The sequence below is a fragment of the Nocardia acidivorans NBRC 108247 genome (genome assembly GCF_001625085.1).
Taxonomy (GTDB): domain Bacteria; phylum Actinomycetota; class Actinomycetes; order Mycobacteriales; family Mycobacteriaceae; genus Nocardia; species Nocardia acidivorans.
The window spans coordinates 37,614-50,257 of record NZ_BDAW01000023.1 but is presented as its reverse complement, the minus strand read 5'-3'; the positions used below and the strand labels follow the sequence as shown (position 1 = coordinate 50,257).

Sequence of the window (12,644 nt, the reverse complement as noted above, 5' to 3'; positions counted from 1 at the left end):
TCCTTACCCGACAAAAGTAACTATCCTCAAGATAGGTACTATTGTCGAGAAAGTTTAGAAAGGTGAGCTGTGTCACATAGAAAGCTGGATATCGCGTCTCTGCGCCCGTATTGCCCGTACTACGCGGCGGCGTTCGATTCGATCGGCCGACGGTGGGCCGCGACCGTGTTGCGCGCCCTGTTGGGCGGCGCCACTCGATTCGGTGATATCGCGACGGCCGTACCCGGCATGACCGACAAGCTGCTGTCGCAGCGGTTGAAGGACCTCGAGGCTGACGGTCTCGTCGAACGCCAGGTTCAGCCGACCACTCCGGTGCGGATCGAATACCGGCTCACCGAGAAGGGCGCCGAGTTGGGCAAGGTGCTACTTGCCCTCAATGAGTGGGCGCTGGAGTGGATCGAACTGCCCGCCGAAGCCGGGTGAGTATCCGACTCGAATCGATGGTGCACGAGCTGGGTCGGGGTTGATCCTGTGGGCCTGTCGTGCTCCCGCTGCCCCACGGATCGTATGGGTTCCGGCACATGCTGCCACTGTCCTGTGGATGGCCCCGCGCTAATACTGCAACGCCACTCAGGTGAGTGGGTGGCCTCGGCGTTTGAAGTGCGATAGGCGGGCCTGGTGCTGGCGGCGTCGCCGCCTGCACCACCAAGAACAGGTGTGGTCGGCGGGATGGAGCCGACTTGCTCCGCGAAATTCCTCAGGCGAGCCCCGGATTGCATGGATCTCCGTCGGTCACGGGACCTGGAACGCTCGCCGGTAGGCGCCGGGTGTCGTGCCTACCTGAGCGCGGAAGCGGCGGCGCAGGTTGACCGCCGAGGTGAGTCCGACGCGGGCTGCGATCGCTTCTACCGGCAGGTCTGTCTCCTCGAGAAGGATGCGTGCCGCGGCGATCCGGCGGGACAGCAGCCACGCTCCCGGGCTCGTGTTGAGTTGGTCGGTGAAGCGTCGTGCCAGTGTGCGGGGCGAGACGGTGAGGTACGCGGCCATATCGCTCACCGACAGCGGTGTCGCGAGGTGTGCGTCGGCCCATTCGAGGAGGCCGTCCAGCGCGTCTGCGGGTGGTGGGAGTGGCGCGTATTGTGCCTGGCCGCCGTCGCGGTGCGGTGGTATCACCATGTGGCGCGCGACGAGTGCGGCGTGGGCTGCCCCGTGGTCCTGTCGGACGAGGTGCAGGCACAGGTCGATACCCGCTCCCGCCCCGGCGCTCGTGGCGACGTCGCCGTGGTCGACGTAGAGCACGTCCGGCTCCACGCGTATTCGGGGGAACTCCTGTCGTAGCTGCTCGGCGCGCGCCCAGTGTGTCGTGGCCGAGCGGCCGTCCAGTAATCCCGTGCGGGCTAAGGCGAACACCCCGGAGCAGATCGTGACAAGTCGCGCCCCGCGCTCGTGTGCCCGCAGCAGCGCACGGCGCACGCGAGCCGACAACGGCGCCTCCACTGGCGCCCAGCCCGGGATGAGCACGGTGTCCGCGGACGCGAGCGCCGAAAGGCCCCGCGTCACGGCGATCGAGTACCCGGCCGACGTCGGCACCGGGCCGGGCGTCTCGGTGCACACCTCGAACTCGTAGTGCTGCGGTACCCCGGCACGCACCGTACCGAAGACCTCGGCGGCGCAGCCGAGCTCGAACGTCGACTGCACCGGCCGTACCAAGGCCACCACGCGATGCATGGCAGAAAAGTACCCTATGACGTCATTCTCGACACTGTCTCGACACGATCGCGCACGGCACCGTGGAAGACATGCATCCCGAGATCCTCGCCCAAGAGGGCTACACCGCCGTCTCCGTCACCGAATCCTCCGTACGCGAGATCTTCCCCGGAATCCGGCTACGTCCGCTCTGGAAGGGGCCAAGCGGCGCGCACGCCAACGTATTGGAGATGGACCCGGGGACGTCGTGGCCGCACCGCGACGTCCACGAGCCCGGCGCGGAGGAGGTCTACGTGGTCGACGGCGTCTTCAACGATGGCGCGCGTGACTACCCGGCGGGGACGTTCCTGCACGCCCCGGCTGGATCGTGGCACGTGCCCGCGTCCACGACGGGATGCACGCTGTTCCTCTTCTACCCGCAGGGCTAGCCAGACCCGCCGCGGTCGGTCTGTCGCTTGCTCGTACGCTGAAGCCGCTCTCGAGCCGTGACCGGGGCTGGGATCCGCGTTGCTGGGGCGGGTCTGACAAGCACAGCACCGCAGCGCGACCTGTCCAGGTGTTCGCCGGTGCTCGATGCGGTCTCGATCCCGGCGACGATCTGCGCCTTGACCTCTTTGCCCAGGACACGCAGGTCGGTCTCAGGGGTGCAGGCGGTGACAGTCGGCGCGAAGCCCAGCGCGTTGGTGGCGTCGGTGGGCCCGGCCGAGGGCCGCAGGTGTGGGCGCATGTCGACGAGGTGATACAGGCATCTGCAATCCGATAGCGGCACTGGGTGTTTCGGTGTTTATCGCTCGTTCGGCCCGGATGATCGCGGCGGACACCAGGGCGTGCAGGGTGGTGCGCGCGGCACGCCCTGGTGCAGCAGTGCCTCGGTGTCGTTGGCCGACAGCCAGATTCGCTGTGCGGGAGCTGGACGGAAATCGTCGCCGGTGCCGTGACCTGTGAGGTTGTCATCTCACAGACAGTTACGTTACAGTCATGCATCGTAACGCAACTGGGTTCGCGGACCACGTTGCGCCACCACCCCTTTCGATGGATAGACAAGGAAGCACAACCATGAGCAATCACTCCCACACTGGTCTCGTCGCCTCTGTCAAGGCCGCCCTGGCTTCCCTGGTGTCGCACACCGCCGAGGGTGACGGCGACGGGCAGCCCAAGCCGACGGTGGTGCTGGTGCACGGCGCGTTCGCCGACGCCTCAGGATGGGAGGCGGTCGCCGCGCGGCTGCACCGGCGTGGGTTCCCGGTGCTCGCGGTACCGAATCCGCTGCGCGGCCTCGCCTACGACACCGCCTACGTGCAGGGCCTCCTGGCCGGCGTGGAGGGCCCGAAGATCCTGGTCGGGCACTCCTACGCCGGTGCGGTGATCTCCAACGCCGCGCCCTCCGTCGCCGACGTGGACGCGCTGGTGTTCGTGGCCGCGTTCGTCCCCGACGAGGGCGAAGCCCTGGGCGGCCTGCTGGAAACACATCCGGACTCCACGGTGCCGCCGCTGCCGCAGCAGGTCTTCCAGTACACCCGCCCGGACGGGTCCACCGGCACCGAAGTGTGGCTGGATCAGGCGCAGTTCGCGACCGCGTTCGCCGCCGACGTCGACGCCGCCACCGCCGCCTACTTGGCGGTGTCACAGCGTCCGGTCGCCGCGGAGGCCTTCGGCGAACCCGCCACCGCGGCTGGGTGGAAGAGCACCCCGTCGTGGGCGCTGGTCGCCACCAAGGACCAGGCCATCGCGCCGAGCCTGGAGCGGTTCATGGCGCAGCGGGCCGGTGCCCAGATCAGCGAGGTCGATTCCTCGCACGCGGTCATGGTCAGCCACCCGGAGGTGGTCGCGCAGGTGATCGAGAAGGCATACCAGGGCACGCGCTGACCCGTATCCGGCGGTGACACCCCGGGCGGGCACCGATGCCCGTCCGGCACCAGGATCGATCTCTCTCAGGAGCATTCCTCATGTCCGACCTGCGATTTCTCGCGTTGTCCGGCAGCCTGCGCCGCGGCTCCCACAACACCGGTTTGCTGCGCGCGCTCACCGCGCTGACCCCACCCGGAGTACACATCGACCTCTACGACGGCCTGGGCGGGTTGCCGCATTTCGACCAGGACTTCGAAGCCGACCCGCCCGCCGCGGTGGTCGAGCTGCGGGACCTGGTCGCGGCCGCCGACGGGGTGCTCATCGCCACCCCCGAATACAACTCGGCGATCCCGGGAGTGCTGATGAACGCCCTGGATTGGCTCTCGCGCCCGGCCGGCTCCTCGGCCCTGTCCGGGAAGCCGGTCGCAATCCTCGGGGCCTCGCCGTCGCAGTTCGGCACGGCGCGTGCCCAGCTGGTGCTGCGCCAGATCCTGCACCGCATCGGCGCCCCCGTCGTCGCCGGACCCGAAGTCACCGTGTTCCAATCCCACCTGCGCCTGAACACCGAGGGCGAGTTCACCCCCGACGAGTTCACCGCGACCCTGCTACGTCAACTCCTCGACGGGCTGACCGACCTGGCCACGCTGCGGACCCCTGCCGCCATCGCCTGACATGCCGACCAGCGAGCAGCATCGTTTTCCCGGCGCCCTGGGCGCTCCCCTGGCCGCGCGCCTCGAGCTGCCCGATACGCCGCCGCGCGCGTATGCGGTGTTCGCGCACTGCTTTTCGTGCGGCAGGGTTCGAACAGTACTTCGCCGAACTCGGCGGACTCATGGACGCCCCCGACACCGCCCCCGCCGTCTATGACGACCTGGCAGCCCGGTACGGGCTGAGCTACGGCCACCCCGACTGGCTCGAAGAGATCATCGCCCGCTACCGGCTCAACCCGCCCACCCACGGCACCCCCACCGTGCACCGGTAACACCGCCACGCACGGGATCGGGACGCAAAAGGTAAGGGACACAGATGCATTCGTTTAGTTTCGCCGTACTCGTGCTGCGAGCCGGACTGGGAATCATGATGGCCGCGCACGGCTATCACAAGGTGTTCCTCGGTGGCCGCCTGGCCGGGAACGCAGCCTGGTTCGAGAGCCTGGGCATGGCCCCGGGCTGGCTACACGCCCGGCTGGCCGCCGCCACCGAGGTCGGTGCCGGAATCGCCCTGGCGACCGGGTTTCTCACCGCCCCCGCCGCGGCGGCGTTCGTGGCGTTGATGCTGGTGGCCGTCGTCACCGTGCACCGCCGCAACGGCTTCTACGTCATGGACTCGGGCTGGGAATACAACCTGCTCATCGCGCTCGCGGCGGTCGCGGTCGCGGGCCTGGGCGCAGGACAGCTCAGCGTCGAACAGTTGCTGTTCGGGCATCCGGTGCTCACCGGCTGGACCGGGCTGGGCCTGGCCGCCCTCGGCGGAATCCTCGGCGGGGCCGCGCAACTGTCTCTGTTCTACCGGCCCACCGCCACCGCGGCGCACCCGCAGGCGTGACCGGATCACTCTGCACGGCAACCTGATCGGTGAAAGGAACGCTGGTGAAGATCGAGATCGTCTCCGACATCTCCTGCCCGTGGTGCTTCGTGGCCAAGGCACGCTTGCGTCGCGCGCTGGCCGAAGTCAGCCACCCCGACGCGATCACCGTGGAATACCTGCCCTTCCAACTCAATCCGGCGATGCCCACCACGCCGCAGCCGCTGCTCGAGTACTGGCTGGCGCGCGGTGGCCCGCGGTTCCGAGACGACCACGTTCGTGTCGCCGACATCGCCGCCGCCGAAGGCCTGACGATGCGCTTGGACAAGGCACTGGCGGTCAACACCTTCGACGGGCACCGCCTGATCCGGCCGGCCGGACACGACGGTGGCCCCGCCGCCCAGGCGGCCGTCGACGGCGCGCTCGAGCGCGCCTACTTCACCGACGGCGGCAACATCGCCGACCCGCACACCCTTACCGCGATCGCCGTCCAGGCCGGGCTGGACGGCGACCGGGTCGCGGCCGCGCTCGCCACCGATCTCGGTGCCGCCGAAGTACAAGCCGCGATCGCGCGCACCCGGCACGCCGGAATCCGCGCCGTCCCCACCCTTCTGGTCGACGACCACTACGCCCTGGTCGGCGCGCGCACCGCGGGTGACTACGCCGCCCTCTTCGCCCAGGCCAGCCTCGAACCCACCCCTCGCGCCCCGGGCGCAGCCTGTCACCTCGACGGCGGCTGCACCGACTGACACATCCCACCACCAGTTACAGTCTGAGCGTGTAACGAAACACAGAAACGGGGAGGCCATGACACCGTCGCGCACCGCATCCGGGGAACCCTCCGGAGAATTGTCGGCCCGCAAATCCGGTCCACGAGGCGGTCGTCCTCGCGACCCCGGCGTGGACGAGGCCATCCTCGTGGCGACACGGCGGCGGCTGGTCACCGACGGTTACTCGCGCATGGCCCTCGGTGACATCGCCGCCGACGCCGGGGTCACCCGCCCCACCCTCTACCGGCGCTGGCCCGGCAAGCTGGAACTGGTCATCGACGCCCTCGACTACGGGCTGCGCGCCCAGACCGCGGCCACCCCGCCGCTGCTGCTCGAAGTCATGACACCGAAAGAGGCGTTCACCGAGGCCATCCGCCGCGTCGACCCCTGCTACTACAACCCCGATGCCATCGTGCTGCAGGGCGGGTTCATCAGCGAAGCCGACCGCGTGCCCGAGCTCTTGGAACATGTCGTCACCCGCGCCGTCGAACCCCGCGTCAGCCAGGTCGAGAATGTGCTGCGGCAACTCACCGACCGCGGCGCGGTCCGCGCCGACGTCGATACCCGCACCGTCGCCACCATGGTCTTCGGCGCCTACTTCGGCGCGTTCCTGCGCGGCGATGACGCACGGACCCGCGCCGGGCTCGCAGACAAGCTCACCGCCAGCCTCTGGCCCGCCCTGCGGGCCTGAAACGCGCCGTACTCCCTCCTGGCCCCGGCCACAGCGTCGCTGGCTCCCGCCGGTCGATGCGCGCGTGCACGCCCGGGCAGGCGCGCACCCACGCACCACCGGCAAGGGCACCCGAACCCCATGACCGTTGAAGTGACCGATACACATCAGCTGCTCACCGCGCTGGACAGGCGGACCCGGCTTGCCCTTGCCACGGCGCTTCTTGCCGAACACGCTCCACCAGCCCCGAGCAGATCCGCCACGCGGTGCGGTCGGCCATCGCTTCACCAGCGGCGCGGGCTTCATCGGCCAGAAAGCGGTAGCCGAACTCCGGGTCCTCGCGGTGGGCGTCGAACAGGGCGTTCGCTCGATAGGCTGCCTCGAGTTCGGCGTCGGTGACCGGTTCGGCCAGCCATCGGTAATAGGGCTGGCGAGCCAGGTTCGGCACCCGGCACGTCACCGCGACGGGGATCCCGCCTCGGGCCAGCTCACGAACGAGGCGGTAACTCATTTCCCGGCAGATCCGCCTGCGCGAAATAGGCCGCGGCCTTCTCGAGGACTTCATTCTCCTGCTCCAGCAACCGGATCCGCCGCCTCGCTGCCCGAAGCTCGGCCGACTCGCTCGAGGGCATGCCCGGTTCACGTCAAATTGATATTCCGACCGTCCCGTGGCGCGACCGACCACCACCAGGTATCCAAACCGACGCTCGCGCACTGTTGACCGAACGGGGCGTCACACCGCGCTATCAATCGCTGATGCACTCAGGACCCGGTTATCAGGCCTGCGCGGTGCAGGAACGTCATCGCATTGTCCTTGCTGCCGTAGAAGCTCATATCGATGGTGAGTCCAGAGCTGGCGTTGCCGTAGTAGAGCTTGTGTGTCCCGTTGGTATCCACATACGCCAGGATTGAGCCGGATTTAACCAGTTGATCACCGGTCTTGCCCGGTAGTTGCTTCGCGGTGTCGATGTCGACCCAAGCATCGAAACGCTCGGCGCCGTTGAATTCGGCGAACAGGCCGTCGATGATCGGATCACCCGCCGGAATCGTGCAAGTCAGACGGCCTTTCTCGGAGTCTTTCCGACTCGGTTTGCACGTCGATGCCTGCTGTAGCGCGGCAGGCAACGCGTTCCGGGTGGCATTCTCGCCGGAGCCGCTCCCGGAATCCCTGGTGAACCACCAGATCCCGGTAGCCACTGCCCCGAGTATCACCACCACGGCCACCACCAACCCCACCACCAAAGGCGTCTTGCTCCGTGGTGGCACAGGCCCGGCACCGCGCAGGCCATATCCCGGTACCTGTTGTGGCACAGCATTATTGAACTGAGGGTGCCCCTGCCCCATCGGCGGCCACGACGGGGTATAGCCGGGATTGTCCCCCGCTACCGGCGGATGCGGATATCCAGCTTGCCCCGGCGGGCCCTCGGGTCGAAATTCGCTTCCTACCACTGTGGTTTCCGCCTTTCGCACATGCGGAAGCTCCCCGTGAATAGAGCTCCCCTCCCGGGGTCGGAGTGTAGCGGGTTATCGCGCTGGGAACACCTGCAAGTAAGGACTTCCAACGGTTTTAAGGGTCGAGCTCCGGCACGTGTCGGGAGAAGGACCAAAGGTTGTGGCGGGATCGAATTTCTGGCTCGATAGGAGACGGTGATTCAGCCGGCCGAACATCTTGTTGAACAGATGACGCAGGCTGATGCGTGCCGGTCCCCGGTCTCGCCGCCGTAGATAGTGCTCGCGGGTCGCGCCTGCGGTGGCCATCGAGGAAGGCCTCAGACCCATCCGGCAGCGGCCAAGCGCTCGTTCTTGATGCGCCGGTGGGTGATCGCCTTCGCCTTTCCGGAAGCCCGGACGTGATGGCCCCCGCCACCCCTCCAGCTCCTCAGCCCCACAATGGCCCTGCCCCGCAACTGGCGGCTACGCGGCCCGAATCCACCGGACAGGTTGTACAAGGCAAGGTGGCGGGCGAATTAGATAAGCGGCGTGAGGTTTACGCCGACGCGACCGGTATAAAGCACGGGGGCAACGTATTCCGCTGGGAAGACGCAAATGGTTCGGCTATTCGGTGACTCGTGAATACGTGCAGCACAAGGCCGCTGGGATCAAGTCGGGTGGACTGTCCGGCAATGGTTGCACCTTCTACTTCACGATCGGCAGTGGAACCTATTGGAAATCCTGGGGTGTCAAGAAGGGACCGGATATGAGCATCCGCTTCCATCACAACGACACCGACGCGCAGGACGAGATCTGGAGTGGCCTGGTCAACTTGGCTCGTCAACATTCGCAGCCCCGGCTCATCGCCGAGCTGCTCATGTCGATCCGTGCGGGACATCAGGTGAAGGTCGCTGGCGAATACACCGTGGACGCACGGGGACTCCACTATCCAGGCGTGAAGCGATCCGTCAATTGGTCCGATGCCGATCTCTCCGTCGAAGGCGGCCGAGTCCGGCTCTGGCCGAAGGGTCGTCCGGTAACCGAAGGCCTGCAACTGGACCCGTCCATACCCAATGTCGTATTGGTCCCCACCTCCACGCCGAGTTGACGCGGCCCCGCTGAATCGGTCATTACCCGTGAGCCGTTGATCTCTCGAGTGAGCTCTGAGTAACGGCGCATGCGCGGGTCGACTTTGTGGAACAGCCGCGTAGCGCGAGTCGCAACTCCGCGGTACCGCGCCCGCCACGCGCTGCTGCGCGGGCACGCCGACCCGCCCGGACTGTCGTCGGCTAGCGTGGTGGTCCTGAGATTCCGATGCAGCAGCGGCAGATTCGTTCGGGCATCTGGTCGGGGTCGCGGTCCACGCAGGGCCCGGTGTGGTCGTTCCAGGTGCAATTCGAACCGAGGGTGCGCCGCAGTCCAGACGTGCACCACCGGTGCGTTGTGTGTCAATGAACACTCACCGGGAGCATGCGGCATTGAGAACCGTTGGGCGCGCTCAGTTTTCGCCGTCGGTCTGCTCGGCGCGTGATTTTAGGCCTTGCGATTCCATGACGAGGTAACGGCGGGTCAGCCCAGCCATGAGGCCTCCCAAAATGGGTGCCGCGAGGCCGGTTTGGTCGATTGCCAGGCGCACGGATGTATGTTCGTCGTGGCGGGTGAGATCGTGGCTCGCGGTGGTGGTGAGGCCGGGCCCACCGGCTGCCCAGGTGAAACCAGTTGCCGGGTCCAGTGCGGTGACAGTCCACACGACTGGTAGCAGGCGCGGCTGGTGAATACGGGCGCGGCTTCCGATGGCAAGTGGGCCCGAGTCCAACCGCTCGACCCGAGTCATCGAGGCAGTCCATTGCGGCCACGATTCGACATCGGTGAGAACCTGCCATACCGTCTCGGCCGAAGCTGCTATCTCGGTGGTCATCTCGAAATGCATCCGTCGTCATCCCTTCCGTCACGGAGACGTGCCGTGCGTTCGACATCTGACGCCATGACCAGCTACAGCGGCTTGACGCAACGCTGCGGGTGCGCAGACTTTAGCGGACCAGCGCAGGGCGGGCATCGACGGCCTCTTCCGCTCGACGTGAGCGGCTGTCCGGTCGCCATAATCTCAGAATACGCAGGCGCACTTGCCCTCCGGCGCGAATTCGAGGCCGCCGTGGTCGGAAGGCCGCGGGCTGAGTTCCAGGTACACCGTTTTCTCCGGCGACCCGCCGAAGAAAACTCGGTCATACGGCAGGCAGCGACCCGCACCGCTTCGACACCGAGATGGAGTCGTCGACCTGGGTGGTGTTCATGCCCGCGTGTGAGTAGATGATCTCGACGCGCGGCAGCGGTGATTTGCCGCCTTGGCATCAGCCAACATCGCCACCGTGCTCAATCCCGTTCTGAGATATGAGGCGGCCACCGCTTTGGTCGCCGAAGCGATCGCCACTGGCGCCTCGTTTCCGGAGCTGGTCCGGCATTCCGCACTCATCGACGACGCGACTCTGACGCGCATGCTGAGCCCAGAGAATCTGTGCCAGGGTTCAACCCTGCCGCAAGACTCTGTATCGGAAGTGGCATCATCGCAGCAACCGCCCGCCACGGCGAAGTAGCGCAAACCATCATCATCACCACGGCATGCCGCGTCTGCGAACTCGCTGCAGCGGGGATTCAGATATCGGGTGCCGGTTGAGGTGACGTAGGAGTTGTGGCCTGCGCAGCGGAAGGCGGCGGGGGCCGCACTCTTCGACTAGGAACGCAGTCACCGCCCTCCGTATGTTGGCAGTTCTTGGCAAGGTACCTTGCTTCGAACTGCCTCACGGAGGACGGAAACCGCCTCTACCTGGTCGGGCTGACAGGATTTGAACCTGCGACCACTTGACCCCCAGTCAAGTGCGCTACCAAGCTGCGCCACAGCCCGTTGCACTCCGCTGCGCTTCGTGCTCGATGAGATTACATCAGCACCCCCCGGTTCCTCCAAATCGGCTGGTTCCGGGCGATTCCACCGCCCCTGTGAGGGGCTGCGACTCCGGCGGGGCGCGGTGCCGGGGGTTCGGGAGCGTGCGCTGTCAGGATGGGGCGGTGACCGAACTGTTGATCGTGAGTGTGGCCGCGCTGCTGGTGATTGCGGGGTCGGCGGTGGTGGGGCCGCGGCTTGGGGTCGCTTCGCCGTTGGTGTTGGTGGGGATTGGGGTTGGGGCGAGTTTGATGCCGATTTTCGCTTCGGTGCGGATCGAGCCGGAGTGGATTCTCGAGGGGGTGTTGCCGCCGCTGTTGTATTCGTCGGCGGTGTCGATGCCGGCGATGAACTTCCGGCGGGAATTCGGTGCTATCAGCGGGCTTTCGGTGCTGTTGGTGGTGGGGAGTGCGCTGGCGCTGGGGGTGTTCTTCATGGTGGTGATCCCGGATGTGGGGTTCGCGTGGGGTGTGGCGCTGGGGGCGATCATCAGTCCGACCGATGCGGTGGCGACCTCGATCATCAAGCAGACGTCGGTGTCCAAGCGCGTGGTGGCGATGCTCGATGGGGAGAGTCTGCTCAATGATGCGACGGCACTTGTGTTGTTGCGCACCGCGATTGTGGCTACGGCGGCGTCGTTCGCGTTCTGGGGTGCGGTGGGGACGTTCGCGTATTCGGTGGTGGTGGCGGTCGCTATCGGATGGGTGATCGGGCGGGGCAATTTGATGGTTCGGAAGAGGGTGACCGATTCGACGGTGAATACGGTCATCTCATTCACGGTGCCGTTCGTGGCGTCGGTGCCCGCGGAACTGCTCGGCGCCTCTGGGCTGGTGGCGGCGGTGGTGGCCGGGTTGATCACGGGAATCCGTGCGCCACGCGATCTTTCGCCGCGTAATCGGCTGTCGGACAGTCAGAATTGGCGCACCGTCGAACTCGTGCTCGAGGGCACGGTATTCCTGACCATGGGTTTGCAGATTCGCGCGATCGTCACCGATGTGCGGAACGATCACGGTGGTGTGGGAACGGCGGTGCTCATCGCCGCGGGTGCGCTGCTGTTGACGATCGCGGTGCGCGCGGCCTTCGTCGCCCCGTTGCTGCGGCTGCTCACCGCGAATGTCCGGCGTGGCGAGCAAATCCAGCCCCGGCTGGAGGGCATGCAGGAGAAGATGAGCACCGCCGCAGGCAAGCAGCAGATGCTGGAGCGCGCGAACAGCAAGCGCCGCAAGGTATCCGAGCATGATCTCGATCGGCTGGCCCGCCGGGTCACCAAGGGATTGGCCAATATCGAGTACTTCCTGCGCGAGCCGCTGGGCTGGCGGGAGGGCACCGCGGTGGTGTGGGCGGGGATGCGCGGAGCGGTGACCGTGGCCGCCGCGCAGACCCTGCCGGAGGACACTCCGCAGCGCTCGGTGCTGGTGCTCATCGCGTTCGCGGTGGCGCTGCTCTCGCTGGTGGTGCAGGGCGGCACGATCGGCCCGCTGCTGCGCCTGCTCCCACCCGATGCCGATCAGCCCACCTCGCGGGAGCAGCTCCGGGCCGAGCAGACCAGGATCATGGAGTTGATGCGCACCAGCGCCCAATCCATCCCGGAGCCCGAGCATGTGGATGAGGAGCCCACCTTCCAGCAGGCGCGAGCGCACCGCCTGGCGGTCATCGACGCACAGCGTTCGGCGCTGCTCGATGCCCGCGACAACGGCACCTTCGATGCCGATGTGCTCGCGAACGCGCTGGCCAACCTCGACGCCTCGGAGATCGCCATCGAATTGCGCGGCACCCTGATCAGCTGAGCGCGGCATTCGGTACGGGTCATGCCGGTGAT

Annotated in this window: 17 protein-coding genes and 1 tRNA gene; 11 read left to right on the top strand and 7 right to left on the bottom strand. The window is 66.8% G+C overall.

Going from position 1 to position 12,644, the window contains the following annotated elements:
- Positions 1–69 precede the first annotated feature (69 nt).
- Positions 70–423 (top strand): winged helix-turn-helix transcriptional regulator, encoded by a 354-nt coding sequence (locus NA10_RS14160; RefSeq protein ID WP_218021518.1) that lies wholly within the window; start codon positions 70–72, stop codon positions 421–423.
- A gap of 309 nt (positions 424–732) precedes the next feature.
- Here NA10_RS14160 and NA10_RS14155 read toward each other — a convergent pair whose 3' ends face one another.
- Entirely contained in the window at positions 733–1,668 is a 936-nt protein-coding gene (locus NA10_RS14155; RefSeq protein ID WP_067568211.1) for a GlxA family transcriptional regulator, read from the bottom strand.
- A gap of 71 nt (positions 1,669–1,739) precedes the next feature.
- On the opposite strand from NA10_RS14155, the gene NA10_RS14150 reads away from it, so the two are divergent.
- Positions 1,740–2,075 carry a cupin domain-containing protein gene (locus NA10_RS14150; RefSeq protein ID WP_067568356.1) on the top strand — a complete coding sequence of 112 codons (336 nt, stop codon included), beginning with the start codon at positions 1,740–1,742 and terminating at the stop codon, positions 2,073–2,075.
- Here NA10_RS14150 and NA10_RS39520 read toward each other — a convergent pair.
- Positions 2,072–2,392, bottom strand: a complete 321-nt coding sequence (locus NA10_RS39520; RefSeq protein WP_373862376.1) for a phthiocerol/phthiodiolone dimycocerosyl transferase family protein — start codon at positions 2,390–2,392, stop codon at positions 2,072–2,074. The genes NA10_RS14150 and NA10_RS39520 overlap by 4 nt on opposite strands.
- Positions 2,286–2,540 (bottom strand): phthiocerol/phthiodiolone dimycocerosyl transferase family protein, encoded by a 255-nt coding sequence (locus NA10_RS39515; protein ID WP_373862375.1) that lies wholly within the window; start codon positions 2,538–2,540, stop codon positions 2,286–2,288. Before NA10_RS39515 ends, NA10_RS39520 begins: the two co-directional genes overlap by 107 nt.
- Positions 2,541–2,703: 163 nt before the next feature.
- Here NA10_RS39515 and NA10_RS14140 point away from each other — a divergent pair, with 163 nt between their 5' ends.
- The 6 genes from NA10_RS14140 (at position 2,704) to NA10_RS14120 (ending at position 6,480) form a co-directional block, all read left to right on the top strand.
- Positions 2,704–3,513 carry an alpha/beta fold hydrolase gene (locus NA10_RS14140; protein ID WP_067568207.1) on the top strand — a complete coding sequence of 270 codons (810 nt, stop codon included), beginning with the start codon at positions 2,704–2,706 and terminating at the stop codon, positions 3,511–3,513.
- A gap of 80 nt (positions 3,514–3,593) precedes the next feature.
- Positions 3,594–4,166 carry an NADPH-dependent FMN reductase gene (locus NA10_RS14135; protein WP_067568205.1) on the top strand — a complete coding sequence of 191 codons (573 nt, stop codon included), beginning with the start codon at positions 3,594–3,596 and terminating at the stop codon, positions 4,164–4,166.
- A 92-nt stretch (positions 4,167–4,258) separates the two neighbouring features.
- On the top strand, positions 4,259–4,477 hold the full coding sequence (locus NA10_RS36690; protein WP_157556502.1) for a hypothetical protein: 219 nt from the start codon (positions 4,259–4,261) through the stop codon (positions 4,475–4,477).
- Positions 4,478–4,521: 44 nt separating this feature from the next.
- The gene (locus NA10_RS14130) at positions 4,522–5,040 is read left to right on the top strand and encodes a DoxX family protein (RefSeq protein ID WP_067568203.1); all 519 of its coding nucleotides are present in this window, start codon (positions 4,522–4,524) and stop codon (positions 5,038–5,040) included.
- Between the two features lie 44 nt (positions 5,041–5,084).
- A complete protein-coding gene (locus tag NA10_RS14125) occupies positions 5,085–5,768 on the top strand; it encodes a DsbA family oxidoreductase (RefSeq protein WP_067568201.1) in 684 nt (227 codons plus the stop codon).
- Between the two features lie 58 nt (positions 5,769–5,826).
- Entirely contained in the window at positions 5,827–6,480 is a 654-nt protein-coding gene (locus NA10_RS14120) for a TetR/AcrR family transcriptional regulator (RefSeq protein ID WP_067568198.1), read from the top strand.
- 154 nt (positions 6,481–6,634) lie between these two features.
- On the opposite strand, the gene NA10_RS37940 is transcribed toward NA10_RS14120, so the two are convergent.
- Together NA10_RS37940 and NA10_RS14110 are read right to left on the bottom strand one after the other, a co-directional pair.
- Positions 6,635–6,970: a hypothetical protein gene (locus NA10_RS37940; protein ID WP_174562513.1), complete on the bottom strand. Its 336-nt coding sequence runs from the start codon at positions 6,968–6,970 to the stop codon at positions 6,635–6,637.
- A gap of 251 nt (positions 6,971–7,221) precedes the next feature.
- A complete protein-coding gene (locus NA10_RS14110) occupies positions 7,222–7,770 on the bottom strand; it encodes a hypothetical protein (protein ID WP_157556501.1) in 549 nt (182 codons plus the stop codon).
- Positions 7,771–8,521: 751 nt separating this feature from the next.
- Here NA10_RS14110 and NA10_RS14105 point away from each other — a divergent pair.
- On the top strand, positions 8,522–8,998 hold the full coding sequence (locus NA10_RS14105; protein WP_157556499.1) for a hypothetical protein: 477 nt from the start codon (positions 8,522–8,524) through the stop codon (positions 8,996–8,998).
- Between the two features lie 390 nt (positions 8,999–9,388).
- On the opposite strand, the gene NA10_RS14100 is transcribed toward NA10_RS14105, so the two are convergent.
- Complete coding sequence (locus tag NA10_RS14100) at positions 9,389–9,808, bottom strand: SRPBCC family protein (protein WP_245677200.1); 420 nt, start codon at positions 9,806–9,808, stop codon at positions 9,389–9,391.
- Between the two features lie 424 nt (positions 9,809–10,232).
- Here NA10_RS14100 and NA10_RS14095 point away from each other — a divergent pair, with 424 nt between their 5' ends.
- Positions 10,233–10,481, top strand: coding sequence for a hypothetical protein (locus tag NA10_RS14095; RefSeq protein WP_067568190.1), 249 nt, complete (start codon positions 10,233–10,235; stop codon positions 10,479–10,481).
- Positions 10,482–10,712: 231 nt separating this feature from the next.
- Here the strand turns inward: NA10_RS14095 and NA10_RS14090 are convergent.
- Positions 10,713–10,789: transfer RNA gene (locus tag NA10_RS14090), tRNA-Pro, on the bottom strand.
- A gap of 140 nt (positions 10,790–10,929) precedes the next feature.
- Between NA10_RS14090 and NA10_RS14085 the strand changes: the two genes are divergently transcribed.
- A complete protein-coding gene (locus NA10_RS14085; RefSeq protein ID WP_307188391.1) occupies positions 10,930–12,612 on the top strand; it encodes a cation:proton antiporter in 1,683 nt (560 codons plus the stop codon).
- Positions 12,613–12,644: the final 32 nt, after the last annotated feature.

Excerpts from the sequence above, each read along its gene's own strand:
- NA10_RS14155 (WP_067568211.1), bottom strand. The coding sequence starts at position 1,668 with ATGCATCGCGTGGTGGCCTTGGTACGGCCGGTGCAGTCGACGTTCGAG.
- NA10_RS14150 (WP_067568356.1), top strand. The coding sequence starts at position 1,740 with ATGCATCCCGAGATCCTCGCCCAAGAGGGCTACACCGCCGTCTCCGTC.
- NA10_RS14140 (WP_067568207.1), top strand. The coding sequence starts at position 2,704 with ATGAGCAATCACTCCCACACTGGTCTCGTCGCCTCTGTCAAGGCCGCC.
- NA10_RS14135 (WP_067568205.1), top strand. The coding sequence starts at position 3,594 with ATGTCCGACCTGCGATTTCTCGCGTTGTCCGGCAGCCTGCGCCGCGGC.
- NA10_RS36690 (WP_157556502.1), top strand. The coding sequence starts at position 4,259 with ATGCGGTGTTCGCGCACTGCTTTTCGTGCGGCAGGGTTCGAACAGTAC.
- NA10_RS14130 (WP_067568203.1), top strand. The coding sequence starts at position 4,522 with ATGCATTCGTTTAGTTTCGCCGTACTCGTGCTGCGAGCCGGACTGGGA.
- NA10_RS14120 (WP_067568198.1), top strand. The coding sequence starts at position 5,827 with ATGACACCGTCGCGCACCGCATCCGGGGAACCCTCCGGAGAATTGTCG.
- NA10_RS37940 (WP_174562513.1), bottom strand. The coding sequence starts at position 6,970 with ATGAGTTACCGCCTCGTTCGTGAGCTGGCCCGAGGCGGGATCCCCGTC.
- NA10_RS14100 (WP_245677200.1), bottom strand. The coding sequence starts at position 9,808 with ATGACCACCGAGATAGCAGCTTCGGCCGAGACGGTATGGCAGGTTCTC.